We start from the raw sequence: 26,118 nt of genomic DNA on the forward strand, positions 1-26,118 counted from the left end.
GATAATATTTTTTGACATCAAAAGATTGTATCAAATATTTAAAAAAGGAAGCGACATTGTTATGAATTATTCATTTGCACCCCAAACAAAAAATTATGAATCATCTGCCGTAAGGGACATCTTAAAGGTTACACAGCAAGGACATGTGATTTCCTTTGCAGGGGGGCTGCCAGCAGAAGACATTTTTCCAATTGAGCAGGTACAGATTGCCTATGAAAAGGTATTTGCTTCAGGAAAATCTTCTTTGCAATATGGACTGACGGAAGGATTTATTCCGCTTAGAGAAGCGGTTCAAGCGAAAATGAAAAAGCGGGGGATTATATCTCATCCTGATAATATTTTACTTACAACTGGTTCACAGCAAGTCATCGACTTATTTTCACGGATTATGCTTGCACCGGGGGATGTTGTTCTCACTGAAGATCCTACTTACCTAGCAGCTTTGCAGGTTTTTAGATCATACGGCGCAAAAGTGGTGGCCGTAAAAAGTGATGATCAGGGAATAATTTCGGCAGATTTAAAAGTGAAAATCGAAAATTACCAGCCGAAATTTGTCTATGTCATCCCAACTTTTTCAAACCCAGACGGGAAAGTATGGAGCCAGGAACGTCGTCAGGAGCTTTTCAACCTTTGTTATGAAAAACAAGTTCTTATCCTTGAAGATGATCCATATGGGGATATTCAATTCCATGAAGAAGATGTTTATCAACCTATAACGGCGTTAGATACGGAGAAAAGCCGTGTGGTGTACACAAGTACATTTTCTAAATCTGTCGTACCCGCTTTAAGAACAGGCTGGGTAACCGGACCTGCAGAAGTAATCAAGTTGATGACACAAGCGAAGCAAATGAATGATTTGCATTCCAGCTCGCTCGATCAGCAAGCTCTCTATTATTTACTCCGTGATTTTAACCTTGATTCCCATATAGCACTAATTAGAAGTGTCTATTACGAGCGGATGAAAATCATGAAAGAATACTTTGATAAAGTTGGATCAGGTTTGTTCACCTGCAAGGAGCCAAAGGGCGGAATGTTTATGTGGGTAGAAGGAAATGAAAAGTTAAACACAACTGCCTTACTTGGCGAAGCGGTTAAAAAGGGCGTTGCATTTGTACCGGGTGCTCCATTCTATGTGAGCGAGCCAAAGCACAATACCTTCCGCGTGAACTTCAGCCATTCTTCTCCTGAAAAAATTAAGCTTGGAATGGAACGTTTGGTGGAGGTGTTAACGGCGGTTCCTGTTGCCTCTAAAACATTTTAATCATAAGATTTCAATTTTTCAGGGTACTGTATTTTGCAGTACTCTTTTTGCTTTCTAAATGGTCTTGTAGTTTTTTGATGAAAATTGAGGACAGGTTCTCATTGAATAGAGAATTAAAAATGGTACTATAATGATAGTTTTATAAAATAATTTACCGGGAATACCATCTTTTACAAAACATAAAAAATACGGTCTAAATTATTTTACCTTTTGTCCAATGACAGCCTAATTTGGTGGTATATAATATAAATTAGGCAGATGTGGTTTGTTCCAAAACAAATTTCTGTTTTAATTGGACCGATTTTAGATTGATTGGAAGGTGATGCGATGAATAGAGTTGTAAAATTATTTTAAAGCGCTTACATTTTGAAAGGTTCCAGGAATTTATAGGTATATTATTGCGCCATCAATATTCGAATTATTCCTATTATACCCAATATTATTATCAAACCGGTAATATGAAAGAGTGATCATAAATATTCTCTAGCGAATGCACAGCATTGGTTTTACTCGAAAGTTCTTTGAAAAACCAAACAAGGGGGAATTTTATTGAAAACGCAAATTGAGCAAAATGGTATTGTCATTTTGACAAAAGAAGCTGCAGACAGCTTAAGCAGCAGCGAGATGTGGAATGACGATCTACGCCCAACGACCATGAAAGAACATTCCTGGAAAGGTCTAAACTTTGCTACTTTGTGGATTGGAATGTGTTTATGTATTCCAGCCTATACGATGGCAAGCGGGATGATATCATTAGGAATGAACTGGTGGCAGGCAATTGGAACCATCTTTATCGGCAACGTTATTGTCCTTATCCCTATTTTATTGAACTCGCATGCTGGGACAAAATTTGGCATTCCATACCCAGTTTTTGCACGGCTTTGGTTTGGCTCAAAGGGCGCACATATTCCTGCATTAGCAAGAGCATTTGTTGCTGCAGGCTGGTTCGGGATTAACACGTGGATTGGGACAGGTGCCATTGATACCTTATTATCTGCTTCCTTCTCTTTCTGGAACTTCCCGGGACACACAGCCATTGTGTTTGCTTTGTTTTGGATCTTAAACGTTGCTGTTGCCTATAAAGGTCCGCAGGCAATGAAATACTTAAGTTTGATTGCGACTCCTGTCGTAGGGGTCTCTGCGATTATTCTCCTCATCTGGGCATTCACCAATTCAGGGGGCTGGGGACCAATTTTATCGACTCCATCAAAATTCCAGACCACTGGTGAGTTTTTAAAAGTGTTTTTCCCTGCGGTTACAGGTGTAATTGCTTTCTGGGCAACACTTGCCTTAAATATTCCCGATTTTTGCCGTTATGCGAAAAGTCAAAAGTCGCAAATGGTTGCCCAAAGCTTTTCGCTTCCACTTACGATGACGATTTTCTCTTTTATTGGTATTGCCGTAACTTCTGCAACTGTGGTTATTTTTGGTCAAGCTTTTTGGGATCCAGTAGCACTGTTAGCAAAATTCCCGCCATATGTCATCTTTTTAGGTACATTAGTCATTGTCCTATCTTCATTAACAATCAATGTTGGGGCAAACGTTGTTGCTCCGGCCCGTGCGATTGAGAACTTAAATCCAAGAAGAATTACGTTTGGAATTGGTGCCCTTGTTACTGGTCTCTTTGCGATCTTAATCCAACCATGGTATATCATGGAGAACTTTGGTAACTATATTTTTGGCTGGCTTGGAACGTATGGTGCCTTATTAGGTCCAATCGACGGTATTGCCATTGCGGACTACTGGCTTGTCCGTAAACGACAAATGGCTCTGCATGAGTTGTACGATGTAAACGGCCGATACAGTTATACAGGTGGTTTTAATAAAAATGGTGTTTATGCTCTCATCATTGGGGTTGCAATCCCGGTTCTCGGGCTCATCATTCCAGGACTTCGCTTTTTGTGGGATAATGCGTGGACATTTGGATTGTTCATTTCGATTATTACTTATACCTATTTAATGAAAGGGGATAAGAGCGTTCTTCAAAAGGGCGAGTATGAAAAAATTACAAGTTTTAAAACTGCCGCTTCTGGAGGCTTCTCGGATTCGGTTGACGGTAGTAACCCAAATGTGGATTTGTATTAATTAAGTTGATGAAACGAAGCTGCCCAAAACCATTGGGCAGCTTTTTTGTTACAATTTAACGAATTTTTTGTGTTTTAAATGAAATTTCCTAAATAATTTTATGGAGAAGTTAACACTATCTATAATAAAATAAAAGAAATGAGCAATGAAAACGCAGAGCCAAATAAGGTCAGCAATTGAAAACACCGGTAGAGGGAGTTGAAGGGGATGTGGCCTTTTGAACAACGTAAGAAAAAGTCCCTAGAAAAATTAGAAAGGCCCGGTTTACTTTCCGTACCAGAAACGACAGAGGAAAAAGAAATTGAGAAAATAGCGAAAAAATTGAAAGTGGTTCTGGATAATACGAAAGATGAAATTATTTTTTTGTGTATTGGTACCGATCGTTCCACTGGGGACTCTTTTGGTCCAATGGTAGGAACAATGTTAAAGGTAAAAGGGATTCATTTTCCTGTATACGGCACATTAGAAGAACCAGTTCATGCGTTAAATAGTAAGAAAATTCTGAAGGAAATTAAATGTTTGCATAAAGAACCATTTATAATCGCAATCGATGCTTGTTTAGGGGAAGAAAGTCAAATTGGATTAATTTTTTTGAAAAAAGGGGCTATTTTTCCCGGAAAAGCATTAAATAAAGGTTTACCAAGTGTTGGTAACTATCACCTGAAGGCCTTTGTCAATTATCTTGACTCATTTAAACCAGAGGAGTCGTTGAATGCCACTAGATTAAATACGGTAATAAAGCTAGCGGATATTGTAACCAAGATTATTTCCTGTGCGATTGAAGATTATCAGATTACGAGAAACTGATGCATAATTACATTAATTTGTGAATTCGATATTTTAAAATTATATTGGTAATTTGACCCATATCATTTGATGCTTTTCAATCTGGTAAGTTATTATTGGTTTAATGTATACAAAGAATTGAAGGTAGGAGATTCAATGAGTACTAATTGGGATGCGGAAGATTTAATTTCATTAAGGGAAAGGGTTTATTTACACATTAAAGATCTTATCCTGGAAGGTGAATTTAAAACCGGAGATCGGCTGGTGGAAAGGGAACTGGCGGAAAGATTAAATATTAGTAGAACTCCAATTCGGGAAGCTTTATTTCGCTTAGAGTCACAAGGTTTTGTTAAAACCGGACCGAGAAAAGGGGTAATTGTTGCGGACATTTCTGAAAAGGAAATTATTGAAGTCTTTACGATTCTTTCTTCTCTCGAGGTTTTAGCAGCAAAATTAGCTGTTCAAAAGTTGGATGAAGAAACAAAAAGTAATATTGCTGCCTATATTCAAAAAGTAGAAGAATGCTTAGACAACGAAGCTGCTTTCACTGATTTACATGGGGAATACAATCATCTCTTATATAGTGCTGCCAAAAATTCTAAGCTTTATGAAATACTGAGCGGGTTATCTGATTATATTCGTGCTTTCGCCAAAATTGGTTATAAAAACCCGGGAAGGGCGGTAAAATCAATGGAAGAACATGTTAAAATTATGGAAGCCATTATGAATCAAGAGAGTGAAATGGCTGAATATTTGACAAAAATCCATATGGAAAATTCAAAAAAAGCCTATATTGAATCGGTAAATCAAAGCAAAGAAAATAGGAAAGGCTAAGAGGTTGTCCAAAAAGTCCAGGATAAAAAAAGACTTTTGGACAACTTTTTTATTTTGATTGGAATAAACGATCACAGACCTATAACAACAGATTCAGTTAGGTTTCTTAACACTTTTACTACACTCATCGCTACAATGGGACTCGATTTAGGATTTTGTTTAAAAGGGGTATTTTGTACTTTAAATTCAACTTGACCAAAAAAACCCTTTGCAAATATGGTGTGGAAATTTGCTTGAATGGTTGGGTCCACATATATTTGAACCTTTGTTTTTTCGAAACCAACTCCTGCGATACTTAAAGCGGCAGATATATTCACGTTTTCAGGGAATAATTTTGCAGCATTCCTGGCATTGCCTTCATATATACAAAAAGGCTCAGATGATTAACATTTACAATAGTTTTAGATTTTAATCAATCCTTCATAGGGGGCGTAGAAATGGTATTATCCGTTGAAACCAAACTAAAGTATCACCATTGGGCAAATTTGAAACTCCTGCAACATATTAAAGGGTTAAAGGAGGATGTTTCTGCAAAAGAGGTAAAAAGCATTTTTCCTTCACTATCAGTCATATTTAAACATATTTATTCGGTTGATTCAATGTGGCTGAAGCGAATCTCAGGAGTAAAAGCTTCGATTTTAGATGCCGTAAATTGGATACTCCGAAAAAGGCTATACAAGCTTTTGAACAGCTTCACCAACAATACAAACAGCTAAATATAATAGAAGGAAAAATTTCATACCAAAATTCAAAAGGGGTTACTTTGTTTTTTATGCTGTTGCTAATTTTAAAAAAATAACATATTTATATAATTTTAATAAGATTATCAACCATTGAACAGGTATATCTCAATAAAGAATTAAACTATTAGGGAGAATTTATTGAAAAGAAATTTGGAGGTAAAGTTTGAAATATTAAAATCCGGGTGATTAAGTGGGAGGTAACAACAATTTAAATGCAAATAAAGTGAGGTTAATTTAATATCAAACCAATTAAACCTTCATCGAATCCTTTAATCTCTATTGGTACGCAATGACCTTCTAACTTAACTGTTTTTCCGTTTTCTTGGATAGCCCTTAAGTTTATTAAAATAACAAGATTTTTATTTGTTTTAGAAGATAAAAAATAAAGCGTTTCTTTACCTTGCCATGCAATATCAAAAATGTCGAGTAACTTGTCAGCAAAATTATCTTTAAAAGCAAAATCCGAACATATATCTCCAATTATATCCATCTGTTTTAGTTCAAGGAGTTCAAGTAACTTTAGATCAATCTTCGTAAAGATAAAAGAATTATTGATTTTATTAATTTCAAACATTGTTTTGCCGTGTATTAGTTCATACTCCCTTATAAGCAACCTAAATAGATGAAAAAGATATATTTTTGTCAAGAGACACACCTTCTTTTTTAATACTATTTTATGGGGATATATTCAAAAAATTAATTTATTTCCTTCAAAATTTTTTTCATCTGGCCAAGTTCCTGTTCAGGTGATGTTAATATCGTCCATTTGGATTGCTGTAATTACTTTTAAATATAATCTATAGAAAATTGGGGATAAGATAGTTGCCACCTTATTGTTAACCTCTTATTGAAAATTTCACTTTTTTATGTAAAAAAACAACAGGATAGACCTGTTGTAAAAAGGATGGTTTATTCAAAATTATTATATGCAGAATATTGGTATTAGAAACCAATTTATTTATTTTTTTTCTTGCGTTACCAAATCAAATGAAAAATATTCCATTTTTTTGTTTTTCCCATTAAAATAGAATGGGAAAGGGAGTTGAGTACTTACTAACATGAACAACAAAATTAAAGCGCTAAGAAAACATCATGGTGACACTTTAAAAAATTTAGCCAATAAAATAAACTATGATTATAGTAATTTATCAAAAATTGAAAGAGGTTTATATGAGCCCTCATTAGAATTGCTAAGAAAAATCGCAGAAGTTTACAATGTGGAAATGACTTATTTTTTTGAAGAAAATAAAGACTATTCTTCAGAAGAAGTACAATTTTTAAGTGAGCTTGATTTATGTCATGATGAGCTATTAAAAAAATTCGATTTTGTGCTAGACGGTAAGAAGCTTTCAAAAACGGAATTTGAATTTGTTATTGAAATCATTCGTAAACTCCGTAAATCGATTAGCGAAAATAAAAATATTTAAAAATTGAATTAGCTTCATTAGTACACTCCCTTACTCCTCACTTTTTTAAAAAAAACTTGAGAAAGGCCTTCTATTACTTATAGAAAATCAACTTTAATGGAGCTGGCTTTTTTTTATGTTTCCCTTCTAAAATATTCCCGTATAGGCCAGGTGATTTGATGAAGATAGTAGTAACTGGTTCTAACGGTCAACTTGGAAATGAACTGGTGAAAAAATTAAGTTTTTCTCATTCTGTATTTGGACTAAACAAGGAAAAATTAGACCATTACTGACAGTTCTATGACCTTAGACCCGAATCCCCTACATTGGGGGAAACAGATGTTTATTATATGGGTGAAGAAAATCCAATCCTACTGTATATTCCAAAGGGGGGCGCGTATGGATATAGGGTTCTTGGAAATAAACCCGCCACAATAATATATTTTACAACTGAATCTTATAATCCAACATTCCAGATGAAAAGCGAATTAGTTGGGATGATTCTTTAATTAATTTCAATTGGGAAACACAAAACCGATAGAAAATAAAAGCGAAATATTTTCAGCATTAAAAAGCATCCAGTATAAAGGATGCTTTTTAACTTAAAAAAATTAACTACAATCAAGATTAGCTAAATGGTACTGTGACAAAAAAACTCAATCGAAATATTTTTTATCTTGTAAGAATTGAATAATTTTTTTTGCGCATTCATCAAGTGTCATCTTATCAGTTTCAACGATGATTTCTGGAGATTCTGGTTCCTCATAAGGGGCATCAATTCCTGTAAACCCTTTGATTTCACCATTCCTCGCTTTTTTATATAAACCCTTTGGATCTCTTTTCTCACATTCATCAATATCGCACTTCACATGAATTTCAATAAATTCATTTTCTTCAAGTAAATTTCTTACAATCTCCCTGTCTGTTTTGTAAGGTGAAATAAAAGAAGTTAAAGTAATTAATCCAGCATCCACAAACAGTTTTGAAACTTCTCCAATCCTTCTAATGTTTTCTGCTCGATCATCCTTTGAAAACCCTAAATCCCTATTTAATCCAAATCGAACGTTATCTCCATCTAAGCGATAAGTATGGATATTTTTATTAAACAATTTTTCTTCAATTTCAGCAGCCAATGTAGATTTACCGGAGCCGGATAATCCTGTAAACCATAATACAGCACTTTTATGTCCATTTTTTTGCTGGCGGATTTCCTTGTGGATTTTTCCTGTGTGCCAGGTAATATTTTTTGAATTCATTAAAAACCACCCTTTTTACTGTATTAAATAATCCAAACAAAATAGACAATACATACAGTCACTACCATGACGATAATGTTTAATGGAATCCCAACCTTTAAATAATCTTTAAAGGTGTAACCGCCAGGACCGTAAACAATCATATTTGTTTGATATCCGATAGGGGTTGAAAAGCTAGCTGAGGCAGCAATTGCAACAATGATCGCTAAAGCGAGAGGATCTACGGCAGCTTTTTCTGATACCTTCAAAGCAATAGGAAACATAATCACTGCAGCCGCATTATTGGTTATAATTTCTGTCAAAAGGTTTGTTGCCAGATAAATTGCAATTAAAATAAAAAATGCCCCTCCTAATGGTTTTGTAATGGATAATATTCCTTTAGCTATCCACTCGGCAGTTCCGGAATTTATTAGGGTAGATCCGATTCCAAATGATGAAGCTATCAGCAATAAAACATTAAATTCTACATAATCTTTGGCTTCTTCTGCAGTCACGACTTTAAACAAGAAAAGGAGAATAACAGCTACTGCGGCAGCCTTTAACATGGATAGAATACCGGAAGAAACTAAAAGAATTAGAATGAATAAGATAATTAGGGAAATCCAAGACTTAAATCTGGATAAAGAAGGTAAAATATCATAATCATTCATTGTATCGACTAAATAAAAATCATGAGAATAATCTCTTTTCTTGAAATCTTGGCCAATTATCATTAATAAGATATCACCGGGTTTTAAAACGATATCACCAATTTTACTCTTGATCCTTTCGTTTTTTCGGTGCACAGCGATAACAGCTGCATTATATTTTCCTCGAAATTGTGTGTCCTTGATTTTTTTGTGTACGAGTGAAGAATGCTGGCTGATAACTGCTTCAACAATTTTAGTTTTCTTATTTTTTAATTGCTCGAAAATGGAACCAGTATCTGTAACGATCTCAAATCCTTTTTGGTTTTGCAACTCTACAATTGTGGAAATCATTCCTGCAAATATAAGACGATCTCCCGCTTTAATCCTAGTCGAACTAGTGACGGGTGAGAGAATTTCCTCATCTCGAATAATTCCAATTAAATACAAACCATTAAGTTTTCTTAAATTTGCATCCTGAATCGTTTGGTTAATAAAGGGATATTGATTATTAACTTTTATTTCTCCAAAGTATTTCCAGCTGTTTTCCAACAAGTCCTTTTTCTTTTCTGTATTATTTGGCAACAAATGAAATCCGATTGTTATTAGATAGGGGATTCCTAAAATGGTAATGGGTAGTCCAATGATTCCCAGTTGAAAAAAGGAAAATCCAGAAAGATGGGAATCGAGTAACAAGCCATGTACAACTAAATTAGTTGAAGTTCCAATAATGGTAATCGTCCCGCCAAGTATTGTTGCGTAAGACAAAGGGATCAGAAATTTCGAAGGTGAGATATTATTATTTCCACACCATTTTCTTATAATGGGCGTAAATGTAACAACAATCGGAGTATTATTTAAAAAGCAGAAATGGCTGAGATTGGGATCAATATTTTTAGAAGCGCCTTTTTCTCACTTTGACTGTTATTTAACAATTTTTGAATAAATATTTTGGTTAGATCACTTTTTTGAATCCCGCCGGCTATAATGAAAAACAAACCAATGGTTAGCATCCCTTCGTTTGAAAAACCTTTAAATGCATCATCTGTAGAAATAATTCCTGCTGAAAGAAATACGACCAGTGTAATAAAAACAATAGTTTCTGGCCGTTTAATTTCTAGAATCAAACTTCCTATCATTAAACCAATACAAATGAGCACAAAAGCAATTTCCCATGTCATAACCACTTTTCACCTATAACGGAAGACAGAATCCTATTGTGCATTTTGACTCAATCCATCCATTAAAATTTTTACTACTTCTGGGCGGGAAAATTCTTTTGGAGGATATTCTCCATTTCGCAGCATTTCACGAACTTTCGTCCCGCTTAAATACAGATGTGCTTCCTTTTCATGCGGACAGGTTTTCAATGTACACATACTTTCACAAATCGTACAATAAAACGAATGTTCAAATTTTAAAATGTTGATTCCAATCTCGTCTTTACAGAAGTTTCCAAAGATCTTTTGTGCATCATATGTTCCATAGTAATGACCCACACCTGCATGATCTCTGCCTACAATAAAATGTGTACATCCGTAATTTTTTCTTACAATCGAATGAAAAACAGCTTCTCTAGGCCCTGCATATCTCATAGCTGCGGGATAAACAGATAACTTCACCCGTTCCTTCGGATAGTAACCGTCTATAAGTGCTTCGTAACTTTGCATTCTAATTTCTGCAGGTATATCATCTTTTTTTGTTTCACCAATTAAAGGGTGAATAAGGAGACCATCAACCATTTCTAATGCAATCTTTTGAATATATTCATGTGCCCTGTGGATAGGATTGCGTGTTTGAAACCCTGCTATTGTCTGCCATCCTCTATCTTGGATCGCCTTTCTTATTTCAATTGGATCATTAAAATAGGCCTCAAACGGAGAATGAGAAGGGCGCTTTAATAAATAAATAGGACCAGCTAAATACGTATCACCTTTATTAAAAATCTTTTGGACTCCGGGATGGTTCAGATCCTCAGTTCCATAAACATGGTTTGCTTCAAGGTGCTTGTCATATTTAAATTTTTCCTCTAATTGGAGTATTCCGTATAAATTTCCATCTCTACCTTTTAAACCAACCTCACTGCCTGTCTTTAACTTTGCTGCTTCTTCGCTTGTTATATTAAGAGTAATAGGAATAGTCCAAACAGTTCCATTGGATAGTCTCATATTTCTTAAGACATTTTGATAATCTTGTTCATTCATAAAACCTGTTAATGGACTGAATGCACCTGTTGCAATTAACTCAAGGTCGGATAATGCCCAGGCGTCCAGAACAATCGATGGTAAATGAGATGACCTATTTAAAAATTCATTTGCTTCCTTATGACCTGCGATTTTTTGAATCAATTCGCCACCATGTGGTGTGATCATTTCTTATCTCCTTCTTTCAATTAAATTAATAGAAAAGTAGAGAACTATGTTTATTTGGGGAAATTAATATTTCGAAATTAAAGATATGGATCTGTTGGTGTTAAATTAGCTATATATTTTTTAACATTTCATTTAAACCTTCTTTAAAATTATAATTAGGTTTCCATTTCAATAAAGTTACTGCTTTCTCATTACATAATTGACTATGGAGTATTTCTCCTGGTTTTAAAGGGGTATGTTTTTTATTTACATTATACTTTGTAACTTCTGAAATGTTCTTTATTACTTCATTAACGGATATCCGGACGCCAGAACTAATATTAACTATTTCATTTGTTCCATTATCAATAGCTGCTACATTTGCTGTAACGACATCCTTTACATAAATAAAGTCACGCGTCTGCTCTCCATTTCCAAAAATAACAACAGGCTTATTATTTAAAACTTGGTTAACAAAAATGGAGATTGCCCCGCCATCACTATTTGAATTTTGCCTTTCCCCGTATACATTTGAATAACGAAGGATTGTAAAGGGAATCCCGAATAGCTCTGAGAATAGTAGAATATATTTTTCTGCAGTAAGTTTAGACAAACCATAAAAGGACAATGGTTGCAGGGGATTCTTTTCTCTGATTGGAAGTGTATCAGAATGCCCGTATACAGCAGCAGATGAAGCAAAAATTATCTTTTTAACATTAAAGATTTTACAACATTCTAAAATATTTATTGTTCCGACTATATTATTGCTGCAATCGTAAGAAGGGTTCTGCGATGAACCATTAACACTTGTCTGTGCTGCAAGGTGAATTGTAATATCTGGCTGTTCTTTTATAAAAACATTCTTCAGTAATTCTTTGTCTCTAATATCAATGCGATAAAATGAAATTCCAGGTGGAATGTTTGAAACAATACCCGTCGTTAAATTATCTACTACTGTCACATTAAAGTTCCGATTAACTAATTCATCTACAAGATGTGAACCTATAAAACCTGCACCTCCTGTTATCAGAATTTTCCTAGATTCATTATCCATAATAATTAGTCACATCCTTTTTAATAAAATGAAACAGAGAGTGGAAAACCACATCAAAGACTATAGAGATAAAAATACAAAAATTATCTTATTAATTTATGAAAGGTTTTTTTATATGGGAACGACAAAAAAACAAAATAAGCACAAGCCTAATTAGGTAGCTGCATGTACATTTGTCCAATCAAAAATAGAATTATTAAAATAAAATAAATTAAAATCGGTGGAATGATTTTCATGTGTTTTTCCATAAGTTTAAAAAGGGAATCTTGAATGAAGGGCAAATGACAAATCAATAACTCACTAAGTAATATATCGAAATAAGACTATTGAGCCAAATCGATTAAGATAAAACTTTATAAAACTTAAACACTATAAATTATTCCTAGTTTATTTATAGAAAGGGGGCAAAAAAATTTGCCCGATAAAAATAGGGTGATTTGTATCCTTGGATCGGGAAGATGCGGTACTTCAGCTATAACACGAGCTATAAACTTGTTAGGTGTTAATATTGGGTCAAACTTTATTTCTATTGATAAAACTAATCCAAAAGGTTTCTGGGAAGATAAAAAAATAGTGGAAGTCCATAAACAAATTTTTAAGGAATTTGCAGGTCCTAAACAATATTTTCCTCCTGATTGGATAAAAAGTGAACAAGCTAAACAATACAAAGGCATATTAATTGAATATCTTCAACAAAATTTAAATCATGATAAGATATGGGCTTGGAAGGATCCAAGGACTTGCTACACCTTGGAGTTATGGAAAGAAATTTTTACTGAGTTAAATATTTTACCGCAATATTTGATTATGGTTCGAAATCCTATTGATGTTGTCAGTTCATATAAGAATGCTTATAACATTAGTAAAAATAATGCACTCTATCAATGGAAGTTAAGAACACTCTTAGCATTAAGTAAAACATATGGTGAGCATAGAATAATGATCGATTTTGATCATTTAATTGACAATTCTGTAGAAACACTTCGAAAAATTTCTTCTGAATTTAAACTCCCATGGCTACAAGAAGATCAATTTATCAATAATCTTAATAGCTTCATAGACCCTAATTTACAACATAGTCAAAGTGGTATGAAAAAATTAATGGAATCAAATGATTATGATGAGGAAATCAAAAAAATGTATAGTCTTTTTTATAAGGCAAGTCTTTCAACATCTTTTTTAAATTCAGATGAGTTTAACACTAAAGTAAACGAATACTTAAAAGGCATTTTTAGGATAAAACAATAGATAGCAATTTTTTAACATGATGAATATTTCTAACAGGAGGGGAAATATGATTAATGAACCTTTTGTGATTATGATTACAACTGCACAAGGTCGGAATGAAGCTTTAAAAAACAATTTAAGATGTCTTTTAAAATATATTAATGACCCTTTTATCGTTTATATTTATAATGATTTAGCAGGTCCCTTAGATGAGTTTGTACAATCTATTTTACAGGAATCAAAACGTGAAAATGTTAAATTTTGCATCTTGAATGAAAAAAATGAGTTATCTAGTGTCCAATTAGGTTGTGGGGGTGGACGCTATTATTTGTTTGAAAAGGTAAAAGAAAATGGACATAAAATTGTAGCATCACTTGATGACGATATACAAATTACAAATGGGTGGTATGAAAGTATTTTAAACGCAATAGAAAAATTTCCTAACTATTCAGTTTTCACTTCTGTTATGCAAAATATAATTGACGGAAAAGAACAACCGCTTCAAGGGGGACACCGAGTTGTTATAGATGGGATGTGGATGAAAAGAACAGAAATTCGATCATTTCCAAATGAATATACAATTGCTGATTGGGGTCCAATTGGAACTTTGGTTTTCTGTAGGGAAGCTTTAAAACCCGAAGTGAAATTTCCAGTTGATTTGATTTTTGATGAGGATACAGTAGTGTTTTTTCTATTCAAAAATTTAGGGATAAACAAAACAATTGTAGTGAATAATGGGTTGGTAAAACATGTAAAAACAGCCGATGTAGAGGGATTTAGAACTGAAGAAAATCTAAAGAAGACAGCGAGATATATTTGGAAAAATTACGGTGTTAATTTAATCAACCGGTGGGGGAAATTTGACTTTATTCCTAAACCGGCTGAAAAAGAAAAAATTCGAATTTTCCTTAATGATCCTTTCTATCCAATACGCCCATTTAAGATGGAAACCAACGAGCAAAATCCTGCTTACAATAATTTAATTCAATCTGTTAAAATTCCTAAAATTATACATCAGATTTGGATTGGACCAAACCCAATTCCTGATAGCTATTTGAAATATATTCATACATGGAAACAAATTCATCCTGATTGGGAGGTAAAACTTTGGACAGATAGTAATATGCCACGGTTTCATAATCAAGAACTATATGATCAAGCAAGTAACTTAGCTGAAAAAGCAGATATTGCAAGGTATGAACTAGTTTATAAGTTTGGTGGAATTTTTATTGACATACATTTTGAGTGTTTCAAAAGTTTAGTGCCTTTATTAACAGGTATAGATGGTTTTGTTGTTAAAAGCCTTTGGGAAGGCTTTATTTCAAATGGATTTTTTGGCGCAGTTCCAGACCATCCTGTTTTGAAGACCGCTGTTGATTCCCTTCCTAACTGGGTAAAAATGCATTCTAATCGAAGCACAAATGTTAAAACAGGACCTCATTTTTTTACAAATGTAATAAAGAATAAAACTGATTTAGCTGTATTTGATTCAAATCTATTTTTTCCTTATTCAAATAAGGAATTGCATAGAAAGAACGAAAAGTTTCCAAATGCATATGCAGCTCATCATTGGACAGATAATAAGAATTCTAGCTGGAAATAATATTAGCAGCTGTCGGTTAGGGAATAGCTTTTTAAAACCAATTGCTTGAAATATTCTCCAATATCAGAGGATGAAATTCTCAGACAAAAATGGACAAACCTTTTTTTAGGTTTGTCCTTGGGGCCGTTTTCAAGCACCTTATAAAACTGTTTTACGAAAAATTTATTGGGTCGAAGAAAGGAGATACATAAGTGGATCATCATCCTTTAATATACAACTACGCATCAAAGCATTATGGATTTTTTTTATTTATTAATTCCCATATAGCTTCCTGATTTCCATTAGCTTTTAAGTACTTTTTAGCAAGTAGAAAATTATTTTTGTAATTAGGATTGCCCTTTGCTCCGACAGTTGGATGCCATAAATGATAACCATTTCTCTCCAGTCTTAAGTGAGGCCCAAACAAAGTAGTAATAGCAATAAAAAATGCATTATCCTCTCCGCCCCAACCAACAAATCTTTCATCGAATCCACCAATAACCTCAAAATTTTTGCGGGTGACTACATTTACTCCGCCGAAAGGATCATACGGTAATTGGAAAATACGACCGCTTATTTTAAGTGGCCAAACAGGTTGGCTTTTCAGAATTTCTTGTGTGTTACATTCTGATAAATACATTATTTTATGATAAGGATATACCAATGAATATTTATTTAATAAATTAATAGACTTGACCAGCATTTCAGAATCATAAACAAGATCTGCATCAGCAATAACGAAAATTTCTCTTGTTGCTTTTTTGGCAGCATCGTTTATTGCTTGAGATCGTAAAAAAAATTCTGTCTTGGAGGTACCTATGCAGATCTCGGCCTCCGGCATTAGTTGAGTGTAATAGTCAAGTACCCACTTGAATATCGCATCTCTTGGACCGTTATCCGATTTAAAAGGAATAAGAACAGATACATCTTTTAACATCCTTTTCTCCCCTTTATATTTGTAATATGTATAGTAATAGAGTTTTAATCATTTCAAACCAAGGGGTTCTTAATAATTAAAAACCCCTTTATTTCTAAAAATATTATAATAAAGAAATAAAAGAGAGAGACATCAAATTTTACACAGTGATTTTAATTGGAAGGCGACTGACAAATTGGCCAGCCTCATCACTTCCTGTTGCAGTTAAAAGAACAGATCTTCTAACTTGAATCCTTGTACCTGGTTGATTGACAATAAATTGGATTTCGAACTTATCAAGACCTGAAACGTCTAAAGATACTGAACTACTAGTATTTCGGACTACTCTTCTTTTTTTAGTAATTACCAATTGTTTCTGCCCCTGTAATTTAAAGAGTTTAATCGTTACATTAGCTGCACGGTGTTGATTATTGTTTAGTATTAAAATATCAACATTTGCATAAATGTTACCTGGATAAATGGAACTTTCCTGGTTATCAATTGGCCCAGTGGAATATTTTACAATTGCCAATTTTTTATACTCCCTTCTGTCTTTCATTTATGATTATAAATATTTCTCTCTCAGTTACCTTTAACATATTTATGACAAATGTGAATATTTGATTGGACAAGTATGGCAGGAAATCTACCCATTTATTGTAAAAAGCTGGCCAAGCATGTGAAGAAATTGTTTGCCGTATAGGTCTGGGGAAAAGAAGGTTTCAATAAAATGGACGGCCTTAGTAATCATTTCATTTTTTCGATTATTATTTAGAATTAAGTCTTTTGCTTCACTTACTGCATTATTTATGTCTCCTTGATCGTAAAGCTTTCCGGTAACATTATGAATGACAAAGCTTTCTACACCACCAGATCGCGTTGTCAAAACTGGACATTGACAGCACATTGCCTCTATAACCGCATAGCCAAAACCTTCTTGTCTTGAGGTTGAGCATAATAAGCCATTTGACTTTGAAATCCTAGAATAAAAATAAGGCATTTTGTCACGCGGAGTATTTTCATTTAATACAATGGAATCGTTTAACTTCAATTTATTTATCCAACGAGTAAAATTTTTTAAAGCCTCTTTGGAACATGCCGCTGGGTCGTAAAACATCCAAAGTTCAACATTTTGGATTCTTTTCGATAAGGCGGCTCCTATCAGTAAAAATTCTTGCCAATTCTTATTGTAATCTAGCCTTCCAACCCAACCAACAATGGTTTTATTATATTTTGGAACTTCTTTATAATGAAATAAATTCGAGTCAATACTATTATGAAAGCTAAATAATTTCTTATTTGGAAAGTGTTTTTTCATTAATTTATCTAAGTATTCGGTGCTAGGGTACAGAATGGCATCTGCATATTTTGCTATAACGGGTTTTCCTTTTTCAAGCCATTGCCCGGTTAATTGCTGATGTCCAATCCCTTGAATCTCATATATGATTTTTCCCGCGTAACCTGCTTTCCTAAGCCTTTTTAAAATTTCAAAATAGGTACAAACAATGATAGCCTGAATTTGAAGTTCCTGTATTAGTTGAATAATTTCATTGTCTTTATTTGTAATATAAATTCTCCCGTTATTAGAAATATCTATGTCCTTTCGTCCATTAAAATATAGAAAATGGCATTCTATTCCTTTTCGAGTTAAAGCTATATTTCTTTCAATATTAAGTGTAAGCATTCCTCCAGCTGGGACAGTAAAAACAAATAACACCTTCATAATTTCATATCTCCCTTTAACTTCATCATATATATAATACCTAGTAATAGAATGATGGAAAATCATTATTAATTTAGAGGTGACTTATTAAAACCTTATGTTTGGAATGAAGAGTTGCTTGGACAACAAGGAATTTTGTTCCAAAAATGCAATTGGCACATAAAGTATATAGAAGTAAATGGTCTGAAAACTTATGTATAAATCTTATTTGTGGTTAAGGAAGTAATCGAAACCCTATAACTTTAGGAATTTTACCAATTGAAAAATAAGGCTAGGTGGTTTAATGGATATTTTAGTAACTGGTGCTAATGGACAGCTGGGAAAGGAGATGAAAAGAGAGTTAAGCCTTTCTCATTCTGTTATTGCACTAAGCAAGACGGAATTGGACATTACGGAAAGGGAAAAAGTTGAAAAATTGATGAGGGAAATTAAACCAAATTTAATTATCCATTGTGCAGCATTTACGGCAGTAGATCTATGTGAAATATCACAAAAAAAAGCATTAGAAGTAAACGGACTTGCAACTAGTTATTTAACCGATGCCGCCGATAAGATAGGAGCAAGAATGTTTTATATAAGTTCTGATTATGTCTTTGACGGGAAAAAGAAATCTCCTTATGTAGAGGAAGATGATCCCAATCCACAATCGATCTACGGGCTGAGCAAGTGGCTCGGTGAACAATTCGTGCTTCGAATGGAAAAGGGGACCGTTATCCGAACCTCCTGGTTATATGGTCATGACGGAAGGAACTTTGTAAAGACGATGCTGCAACTAGCGAAACAAAATAGAGAAATAAAAGTCGTAAATGATCAAATAGGGTCTCCTACTTATGTAAACGATTTGGTTGAAATCATCCTGGAGCTAATTAATAAAAAAAATGGCATTTACCATGTTAACAACTCAGGGTCATGCTCATGGTATGAATTTGCACATGCGATTTTCAAAGAAGCCGGCTATAATCCGGATGTTGTTTTTCCCATATCAACTGACGATTATGGAGCAGCTGCTCCAAGACCCAGTTACTCAGTATTAACATCCAATTATTTACAAAACGAAAATGTAAAGGTTCCACGTCACTGGCAAGCAGCCTTAAGTGAATTTATTCGAAAGGAGACTACTTAATGATAGAAGGAATAAAGGTAAAAAAGTTAGTCAAACATTGTGATGATCGAGGCTTTTTTGCAGAATTGGTCCGTGACGATGAGCCAGAGCTTTTATCTAGGTTTGGTCAGGCATCCTGGTCAATGAGTTATCCAGGTATCATTAAAGCATTTCACTACCACGAAAAGCAAGATGATTTATGGTTTTTTCCTTCCGGTAATGCTCAGGTGGTACTATATGATCTTAGGACAAATTCTCCCACGAGTGGAGAAACGAATGTTTATTACATGGGAGAAGAAAACCCAATCATGCTGCTGATCCCAAAAGGAGTTGCTCATGGATACCGTGTTTTGGGGCAAAAACCTGCTGTGATTATATATTTTACAACTGAGTCCTATAATCCAGATCATCCTGATGAAAAGCGAATTCCATGGAATGATCCATCAATTAATTTTAATTGGGAAACTCAGTCCCGATAGCTACCTAAAATATAGTTTAAATACTAAAAAGCATTCGATGTTCAATAGATCGAATGCTTTTTGTCTAAGTTACATAACATCCAAAAAAGGTATTAAGATGTGTAAATAAAATCAACTCTTCAATAGGTATAAACGTACAAGCGGAAGAAAATTGAATTTATATAATATGGTAATGAAGGTGAGGTGTTTTTGATGTGTGGTTGTCATGAGCGCAGTAAACAATTTTCTTCAGAGGGGTTATACCACGGCAGACCTATTCAGCCGGTAAGCAGCAAATACGTAAAATTTTCTTCACTCCAAGGGATGAAAAAAAAGACAAATTCGTCTTTTGAAAATTTCGGCAAAAAGAAGTGAATGTTATTAAAAAAGCGATGATGATAATCGCTTTTTTAAATGTTTTATAAGGAAGCAAGGTCTATTTAAGACATTCAAAAAGTTTAGATGTGTACAGCGATAAAGGCTGAAAAAAGGATTTAATCAGGTTTAATAAGTTTAAGAATCTTGCATACTACCTGATGGTACTCTGAAAATTGTTCCAAAAAAGGATTTTTTTCATAAAGTATAGAGTAATATTTCCTTCTGAAGGTAAAAAAAGAGTCGCGTGATTACCATAAAGAAAAAATTTCAAAGGTGGTTTATTTATGAAAGGAATTATTCTTGCTGGCGGTACCGGAAGCCGTTTGAAACCATTAACCAGTTATATAAATAAGCATCTTTTACCAGTGGGGCCTTATCCCATGATCTATTGGCCGATCATAAAATTAAGAGAAGCTGGTATAAAGGATATTTTCATCATAACGAATAAACAAGATCTTAGCTCGTTTATTGAGTTATTGGGGAATGGAGAAGAGTTAAATGTTAATTTTGAGTTTGGAATCCAGAAAAAAGCAGGCGGGGGAATAGCGGACGCCCTAATGAGTGCAAGAAATTATGTAGGTAAAGAGAAATTTGTCGTTATATTAGGTGATAATATTTTTGAAGATTCATTGATTCCATATGTGAAGTCGTTTCTAAAACAAGAGAGAGGGGCAAGAGTACTCTTGAAAGAGGTTAAGGACCCAACCCGATATGGAGTGCCTCAATTAGATGAAGAAAAAAAATCTATTCTCTCCATAATGGAAAAACCCAGCAACCCACCTTCATCTTATTGTGTAACAGGTATCTATATGTATGATCAAGGCGTTTTCAATTATATTGAAAACATCCAACCCTCGTCCCGTGATGAATTGGAAATAACAGATGTGAATAACCTTTACATTGAGAATAAACAGCTGGAGTATGATATTCTACAGGGATGGTGGATTGACGCGGGAACACACGATTCGCTCTTTCAGGCGAATCAATTTGTATACGAGAAAACACTTAAGGAGGATGCCCCGAATGAGTAAACACCTTCTCATAACAGGCGGGGCAGGCTTTATTGGAGCAAATTTTATCACCTATTTATTAAGGAACTCTGACTATCACATCACAAATGTGGATTCACTCACATATGCCGGAAATATTGAAAATTTATCGGAATTTCACCATTCGAATCGATACCGTTTTATCAAATGTGATATAACCAATAAAGATGAGCTTTCAATGGTGTTTGATCAAAACTATGATGCCATTATTCACTTTGCTGCAGAATCCCATGTAGATCGAAGCATTAATGATGCATTTCCTTTTATTCATACCAATGTCTACGGCAGCTTTAACCTGTTACAAATGGTATTATCCGGGAAGGCAAGCAAGATGATTCAAATTTCTACAGATGAAGTATATGGTTCCCTAAGTCCATCCGATGCTCCTTTTACAGAAGAAACCGCTATTACCCCAAATAATCCGTATTCTGCGAGCAAAGCAAGTGCTGACCTACTTGTACGATCCTATTACCAAACTCACCAGTTACCACTCATCATTACTCGCTGCAGCAATAATTATGGACCTATGCAGCATACCGAAAAATTCATTCCAAAAGTCATTACGAATGCACTTAATAACCAAGTAATCCCATTATATGGGGATGGTTTAAATATTAGAGATTGGATATATGTTGAAGATCATTGCCGGGCAATTCATATGGTCCTTGAAAAAGGGGCCACTGGGCAGATTTATAATATTGGAGGATCAGAGGAGAAAACCAATATTGATGTCATTTACGAGATTCTTAAGCAATTAGGTAAAGACAAAAGTCTAATTGAACATGTAACAGATCGGAAAGGGCATGATCGTCGCTATGCGATGGACTCTTCCAAGATAAAAAAAGAATTAGGCTGGTGCCCTGAAGTTTCTTTTATCCAGGGAATTCAAAAAACGATTGAATGGTTTAAAAAAAGACAAAATGAGGGTAGGTAATAATTGGTTGAATCTGGAACGAAAATGATACCATCCTTATTCGGTGTTTGGTCTAAACAAAAAGAAAATAAACAAGCGATTTTATTCAAAAAAGCATTCGATGTGAACAGTAGAGAATGCTTTTTCATCTTTACAGCTTACCCATATAAAATGCTGAACAGTTAGGTTTCATTTATCAAACCAATTTCTTTTCTCATGTGCGAAAGTACAAGCCTTTTTAAGCCTTTCTCATACGATAAAACAACAGAAAGGAGGAGAGTTAATTTGTGTTTTTGTCGTCAATTTAATAAGCTTTTATCAGAAAAAGGGCTGTCCCTAAATGGAATGACATATAACCCCCAAAATGTCATGATCAAACATATCTCCCATACCCCTTATAAAAAACCAGTAGTTAACCCAACTGTGAATCGTAAAAAATATAAAAATTAGGGGAGTAACCGACTTGATAAAAGATTTAGAGAAAAGGTTCGCGGGGCCTATCGTCATTGGGGGTGTCGGAGGAAGCGGAACTAGAGTCATAGCAGAAATAATTAAGAGTTTAGGGTATTATACAGGGCCTTTAAATAAATCAAATGACAATGTGAAATTTGCCAAATTATTTGGAAATCCTGATCGGTTTTTTAATAGTCATGAAGAAAACGAACAGGAAATCGTTAAACGGCTAAGAACATTTGAAGAAGAGATGACGAGTTTCCTGTGCTTAAATCAGTCTCAATATATTGGCTGGGGATGGAAAAATCCGGTCAGCCATATTTATATTGAATACTTGGTTAAATATTTCAAGAAAATTAAATATATTCATGTAATCCGAAACGGGTTAGAGATGGCCTATAGCAGAAATAAAAATCAGCTGGTGAAGTGGGGAAATTTGTTTCGTATCAAATCAACTTCAAAGGTAGATCCAAAAGCCAGTCTTCACTATTGGTATGCAGCAAATGAAAGAGCAAACAGATTGGGAAAAGAACTTCTCGGTCCCCGCTTTTTGCTCATTAATTTTAATGATTTATGTTCTAATCCAGAAAAGGAAATCAAGAAAATGATAGAGTTTTTAGAATTAGAACCGGCCAAAATTAACTTAGCCCCCTTGGTACAATTGATTCAGCCGCCGGGCACACTGGAAAGGTATAAAAATCAGGATTTAAGTATTTTTTCAGAAGATGATTTTGAGCTAATAAGAAAACTGGGATTTGAGATTTAAGAGGATAAAGAAATTTCTTTTCGTTTACGATTATATAATATGTATTCGAAAATAAAAGTGTATTAACATAGCCAATGGAGTTTCTCTATCAAATTCAATTTTTGTTAGAAAATGGACAAGCATACGGTCAGCATAATAGAAACAACATAGAATATAGGGTAATAAATTTAAGAATGGGAGATGATTTAATGGCTACTCTGCGTTCGGGACCGATTCCAGTTCCATCTACCACATGCAGCGGGGATCCCGTAAATACGGTCATGGTAACACTTACGAATCAAACCACCCAGACTTTACAGGCAGTGTTAAAAATTAACGAGGTTACACTCAATCCACAGCCGCTTCCACCAGAAACCAGTCCAATTCGGGTGCTTATGGCACCACAGCGGGTAACGCTCAGACCGAATGAAGCGAGATCTTTTGCTGTTCCTGTTGCTCCAGCCCAACCTCCAGAATCTTTAGCAGTAAATGCAGCTACCGCCGGGTCTTCAGGGATCATCGTTACGGTTCGTGGTGATGTAGGAGCTAATGGGAGAAGGATTCTTGCTTCTGTTTCAGGTGGATTTGCAGCTCCCGGAGAGGCACTTACCAGTTCTGAACCATCAATGGCAGTAACTCATGATCAATTTGTTGTGGTTCGAAGGGGATAGAAACCCAAAACCTCTAGCCAATATTTTAGGTGAGAGGTTCTGGGTTTTATTATTTACATAGGCTCTTTTCGTAAACTTTGTTGCTTTTGGAGCTTAATAAGGTTCATTTACTAAGTTTGTAGGCAATTTTCGCAAATATTCATACGAAAAGATGCCACGAAGCATATAGTTATACGGGTTGATGAACTTATACGAAAAACAACAATCTATGCGAAAATAGCCTTTACATAAGCGTAAATGACTGCTTAACTAAATTGGTTATTATAAAATGATTACTTCAAGTAAACGGATATCACATCAATTTTATTCGTATACTTGGCCAACCTGTAAAGGCAGCAATGGTTGAGAGATGCTAGCACCGGGAGTAAGAAGTACATAGTTATCCCACAGTAACTGGTTTCCACCGCTATCAGTTGTCGCAGTCCCAGAACTAGACCAAAATGGAGTTACGTTTCCTCCGCTAGATTGTTCAAATCCACCATTTCGAATGCGATTTGTATTTGCTAGTTGAACAGTTACAACATCAATTTTGATTTAGTTCTCCGAAGCGTTGGCAATTGGTAAGAGTGGATTGGCAACGGTAGCGGTGAAGAGGAATTTATAAAAACATATTATTTCATCCAATTATGAGAACCTGTCCATTGTAATATATACCTCCGTGACAAAGGGCAGATAGTTAAATAACCTATGTTAATAAAAATCAATTATTTTTACCTGAATTATTAAAAATAATTTTAGGTAGTACTCAAGGTAGTTTACTCCCGTTCACTATTAAACAAAAAAGCTTGCAGCCAAGGACTGATTTCTCAGTCTTTGGCTGCAAGCAAAAGAAGTCGGTTAATGAAATTCAACAGGGCTCGAACAACAAAAAACATTATGCTTTAATGATAGATACACCATCGATTTTTAAAACTACATCTGCATTGCTGTTTGTAATTGTTAGTACTGAATCTGCATCCGTCGCTGTAAAGTCAAATTCGTAGAAAGCATAATTACTAGGTCCCACAATGTTAGCTGCCTGAAATTGTCGAAGTGGCTGCCCTGTAATAGCAACATCAATTGTTCCGGAAAGAACACTTGTTGAAAAAGCCGCTTGGAACGTATAAATCTCTCCAACCTGTAAAGGCAGCAAAGGCTGCGAAATACTACCGCCGGCTGGAAGCAATGCATTATTGTCTCCTAACAATTGTGTACCGCCTGTTACAGTAACTACACCTGCACTGCCAGACCAAAACGGAGTTACACTTGGAACGGTGGATTGTTCAAATCCGCCATTTCGAACCCGATTCACATTTGGCATGTATATTCCCCCTTCCATTATAAATTTAGAATTATCCGGAAGACATCAGCAGAACTGTTTGATTTAGGCCAACTTTACAGAAACGGCATCAATTCTTACATCTGAGTCTGTATTGTTCGTAATTTTTAATGTTACGTTTGCGGCAGTAGCGGTGAAGGTGAAATTGTAGAAGGTATATAGGCCAGTAACGTTTAATCCTTGGAATTTCCGAACGGAATGGCCGCTAATCTCGATGTCAATGGTTCCGGTAAGTGCACTCGTATCAAAAGCAGCTTCGAACTTATAAATCTGCAATAACTGCAAAGGCAATAATGGCTGTTCTATAGAATCACCGACAGGAAGAAGTGCATTATTGTCCTCCAGCAGCTGACTTCCGCCTGTTTCTGTTACAGCACCAGCACTGCCTGTCCAAAAGGGTGCGACACTTGGTGGGGTCGATTGTTCAAATCCGCCATTTCGAACACGATTAATATTAGACATGTTTCATCCCCCCTTTCCTAATAAATTGGATTAATTTCGATAGCCAGATATATCTTACTAGTAAAGTTGGATGTATTAAAAAAGTTGAAATATAGATCTTTATCTGACTAAACAATGAGTTTACGCTATTTTTACTGAAACGACATCAATTCTGACAAATGAGTTTGAGCTGTTTGTGATTCTTAATACGGCAGCAGCATCTGAAGCGGTGAAGTCAAATTTGTAGAAACCATAATCAGGACCTTCAACATTTACTGCTTGAAATAGCCGGGTTGTTTCTCCGACAATTTCAACATCAATTGTTCCCGTACTGGCAAAGGTCGCAAAAGCAGCCTGGAATGTATAAATCTCCCCAACCTGTAAAGGCAATAGTGGCTGTTCTATAAAATCACCGCTACTAGGAAGAAGTGCATTATTGCCCCCAAGCAGCTGAGTCCCGCCTGTTTCCGTTACAGCACCAGCACTGCCTGTCCAAAAAGGACCGACACTTGGTGGTGTGGATTGTTCAAATCCGCCATTACGGACTCGATTCACATTTGGCATGTTTCATCCTCCTTTCTAAAAAAATTTGAATAAAGGATGACAGTTGTTCTCTATTTAAACTGCATATCTTTTAGATCAAGAGAAGCCTGTCCATAATAACGTATGCAAAAAAAAAAAAGTGTAACTAGTTAAAGAAACTATCTTTTTTAAAATCCACTATTTTACTAGACTGTTAA

24 protein-coding genes and 3 pseudogenes are annotated in these 26,118 nt (G+C 34.8%); 15 read left to right on the top strand and 12 right to left on the bottom strand.

The genetic code is table 11. The features are described from left to right. Positions 1–61: 61 nt before the first annotated feature. The 4 genes from J2Y67_RS11085 to J2Y67_RS11100 all read left to right on the top strand — a co-directional run bounded on the left by J2Y67_RS11085 (position 62) and on the right by J2Y67_RS11100 (position 4,966). Complete coding sequence (locus J2Y67_RS11085) at positions 62–1,261, top strand: aminotransferase-like domain-containing protein (RefSeq protein WP_310173899.1); 1,200 nt, start codon at positions 62–64, stop codon at positions 1,259–1,261. Positions 1,262–1,810: 549 nt separating this feature from the next. Next, positions 1,811–3,346, top strand: coding sequence for an NCS1 family nucleobase:cation symporter-1 (locus J2Y67_RS11090; protein WP_310173902.1), 1,536 nt, complete (start codon positions 1,811–1,813; stop codon positions 3,344–3,346). Positions 3,347–3,553: 207 nt separating this feature from the next. Next, the gene (gene yyaC / locus J2Y67_RS11095) at positions 3,554–4,153 is read left to right on the top strand and encodes a spore protease YyaC (RefSeq protein ID WP_310173904.1); all 600 of its coding nucleotides are present in this window, start codon (positions 3,554–3,556) and stop codon (positions 4,151–4,153) included. A gap of 135 nt (positions 4,154–4,288) precedes the next feature. Further along, entirely contained in the window at positions 4,289–4,966 is a 678-nt protein-coding gene (locus J2Y67_RS11100; protein WP_310173906.1) for a GntR family transcriptional regulator, read from the top strand. A gap of 71 nt (positions 4,967–5,037) precedes the next feature. On the opposite strand, the pseudogene J2Y67_RS11105 reads toward J2Y67_RS11100, so the two are convergent. After that, positions 5,038–5,334: pseudogene (locus tag J2Y67_RS11105) on the bottom strand (aspartate dehydrogenase domain-containing protein); the annotation flags it as partial. 69 nt (positions 5,335–5,403) lie between these two features. On the opposite strand from J2Y67_RS11105, the gene J2Y67_RS11110 reads away from it, so the two are divergent. Continuing rightward, positions 5,404–5,682 carry a DinB family protein gene (locus tag J2Y67_RS11110; protein WP_310173909.1) on the top strand — a complete coding sequence of 93 codons (279 nt, stop codon included), beginning with the start codon at positions 5,404–5,406 and terminating at the stop codon, positions 5,680–5,682. 256 nt (positions 5,683–5,938) lie between these two features. Here the strand turns inward: J2Y67_RS11110 and J2Y67_RS11115 are convergent, their stop codons facing one another. Continuing rightward, entirely contained in the window at positions 5,939–6,283 is a 345-nt protein-coding gene (locus J2Y67_RS11115) for a hypothetical protein (RefSeq protein ID WP_310173912.1), read from the bottom strand. Between the two features lie 484 nt (positions 6,284–6,767). Between J2Y67_RS11115 and J2Y67_RS11120 the strand changes: the two genes are divergently transcribed. After that, complete coding sequence (locus tag J2Y67_RS11120; RefSeq protein WP_310173915.1) at positions 6,768–7,136, top strand: helix-turn-helix domain-containing protein; 369 nt, start codon at positions 6,768–6,770, stop codon at positions 7,134–7,136. Positions 7,137–7,414: 278 nt separating this feature from the next. After that, positions 7,415–7,656: pseudogene (locus J2Y67_RS11125) on the top strand (dTDP-4-dehydrorhamnose 3,5-epimerase family protein); the annotation flags it as partial. A 115-nt stretch (positions 7,657–7,771) separates the two neighbouring features. On the opposite strand, the gene cysC reads toward J2Y67_RS11125, so the two are convergent. From cysC to J2Y67_RS11150, 4 genes and pseudogenes are all read right to left on the bottom strand, one after another. Further along, entirely contained in the window at positions 7,772–8,371 is a 600-nt protein-coding gene (gene cysC / locus J2Y67_RS11130) for an adenylyl-sulfate kinase (RefSeq protein WP_310173918.1), read from the bottom strand. Between the two features lie 23 nt (positions 8,372–8,394). Further along, positions 8,395–10,178, bottom strand: a pseudogene (locus J2Y67_RS11135) (SLC13 family permease). A 33-nt stretch (positions 10,179–10,211) separates the two neighbouring features. Continuing rightward, the gene (gene sat, locus J2Y67_RS11145; RefSeq protein WP_310173924.1) at positions 10,212–11,369 is read right to left on the bottom strand and encodes a sulfate adenylyltransferase; all 1,158 of its coding nucleotides are present in this window, start codon (positions 11,367–11,369) and stop codon (positions 10,212–10,214) included. A 109-nt stretch (positions 11,370–11,478) separates the two neighbouring features. Then, the gene (locus J2Y67_RS11150; protein ID WP_310173926.1) at positions 11,479–12,402 is read right to left on the bottom strand and encodes an NAD-dependent epimerase/dehydratase family protein; all 924 of its coding nucleotides are present in this window, start codon (positions 12,400–12,402) and stop codon (positions 11,479–11,481) included. A 414-nt stretch (positions 12,403–12,816) separates the two neighbouring features. Between J2Y67_RS11150 and J2Y67_RS11155 the strand changes: the two genes are divergently transcribed. Together J2Y67_RS11155 and J2Y67_RS11160 are read left to right on the top strand one after the other, a co-directional pair. Further along, complete coding sequence (locus tag J2Y67_RS11155; protein ID WP_310173929.1) at positions 12,817–13,650, top strand: sulfotransferase family protein; 834 nt, start codon at positions 12,817–12,819, stop codon at positions 13,648–13,650. 46 nt (positions 13,651–13,696) lie between these two features. After that, complete coding sequence (locus tag J2Y67_RS11160; protein ID WP_310173931.1) at positions 13,697–15,232, top strand: glycosyltransferase; 1,536 nt, start codon at positions 13,697–13,699, stop codon at positions 15,230–15,232. A gap of 232 nt (positions 15,233–15,464) precedes the next feature. Here the strand turns inward: J2Y67_RS11160 and J2Y67_RS11165 are convergent, their stop codons facing one another. The 3 genes from J2Y67_RS11165 to J2Y67_RS11175 form a co-directional block, all read right to left on the bottom strand. After that, positions 15,465–16,148, bottom strand: a complete 684-nt coding sequence (locus tag J2Y67_RS11165) for a galactosyltransferase-related protein (protein WP_310173934.1) — start codon at positions 16,146–16,148, stop codon at positions 15,465–15,467. A gap of 139 nt (positions 16,149–16,287) precedes the next feature. After that, the gene (locus J2Y67_RS11170) at positions 16,288–16,659 is read right to left on the bottom strand and encodes a hypothetical protein (protein WP_310173937.1); all 372 of its coding nucleotides are present in this window, start codon (positions 16,657–16,659) and stop codon (positions 16,288–16,290) included. A 114-nt stretch (positions 16,660–16,773) separates the two neighbouring features. Then, positions 16,774–17,844 carry a glycosyltransferase family 4 protein gene (locus tag J2Y67_RS11175; protein WP_310173939.1) on the bottom strand — a complete coding sequence of 357 codons (1,071 nt, stop codon included), beginning with the start codon at positions 17,842–17,844 and terminating at the stop codon, positions 16,774–16,776. Positions 17,845–18,133: 289 nt separating this feature from the next. Between J2Y67_RS11175 and rfbD the strand changes: the two genes are divergently transcribed. From rfbD to J2Y67_RS11205, 6 genes are all read left to right on the top strand, one after another. Beyond that, complete coding sequence (gene rfbD, locus J2Y67_RS11180) at positions 18,134–18,973, top strand: dTDP-4-dehydrorhamnose reductase (RefSeq protein WP_310173942.1); 840 nt, start codon at positions 18,134–18,136, stop codon at positions 18,971–18,973. Continuing rightward, a complete protein-coding gene (locus J2Y67_RS11185) occupies positions 18,973–19,431 on the top strand; it encodes a dTDP-4-dehydrorhamnose 3,5-epimerase family protein (protein WP_310173945.1) in 459 nt (152 codons plus the stop codon). The genes rfbD and J2Y67_RS11185 overlap by 1 nt, the downstream gene beginning before the upstream one ends. 641 nt (positions 19,432–20,072) lie before the next feature. Then, on the top strand, positions 20,073–20,819 hold the full coding sequence (locus J2Y67_RS11190; RefSeq protein ID WP_310173948.1) for a sugar phosphate nucleotidyltransferase: 747 nt from the start codon (positions 20,073–20,075) through the stop codon (positions 20,817–20,819). Next, a complete protein-coding gene (gene rfbB, locus J2Y67_RS11195) occupies positions 20,812–21,771 on the top strand; it encodes a dTDP-glucose 4,6-dehydratase (protein WP_310173951.1) in 960 nt (319 codons plus the stop codon). Before J2Y67_RS11190 ends, rfbB begins: the two co-directional genes overlap by 8 nt. Before the next feature lie 442 nt (positions 21,772–22,213). After that, the gene (locus J2Y67_RS11200) at positions 22,214–22,969 is read left to right on the top strand and encodes a sulfotransferase family protein (protein WP_310173954.1); all 756 of its coding nucleotides are present in this window, start codon (positions 22,214–22,216) and stop codon (positions 22,967–22,969) included. Positions 22,970–23,157: 188 nt separating this feature from the next. Then, the gene (locus J2Y67_RS11205) at positions 23,158–23,619 is read left to right on the top strand and encodes a hypothetical protein (protein ID WP_310173956.1); all 462 of its coding nucleotides are present in this window, start codon (positions 23,158–23,160) and stop codon (positions 23,617–23,619) included. Between the two features lie 874 nt (positions 23,620–24,493). Here the strand turns inward: J2Y67_RS11205 and J2Y67_RS11210 are convergent. The 3 genes from J2Y67_RS11210 to J2Y67_RS11220 form a co-directional block, all read right to left on the bottom strand. Next, a complete protein-coding gene (locus J2Y67_RS11210) occupies positions 24,494–24,919 on the bottom strand; it encodes a hypothetical protein (protein ID WP_310173959.1) in 426 nt (141 codons plus the stop codon). 63 nt (positions 24,920–24,982) lie between these two features. Then, positions 24,983–25,399, bottom strand: coding sequence for a hypothetical protein (locus tag J2Y67_RS11215; protein WP_310173962.1), 417 nt, complete (start codon positions 25,397–25,399; stop codon positions 24,983–24,985). Positions 25,400–25,519: 120 nt separating this feature from the next. After that, positions 25,520–25,942 carry a hypothetical protein gene (locus tag J2Y67_RS11220; protein WP_310173964.1) on the bottom strand — a complete coding sequence of 141 codons (423 nt, stop codon included), beginning with the start codon at positions 25,940–25,942 and terminating at the stop codon, positions 25,520–25,522. Between the last annotated feature and the right edge of the window lie 176 nt (positions 25,943–26,118).

It is taken from the genome of Neobacillus niacini (assembly GCF_031456445.1).
GTDB lineage: Bacteria > Bacillota > Bacilli > Bacillales > Cytobacillaceae > Neobacillus > Neobacillus niacini_I.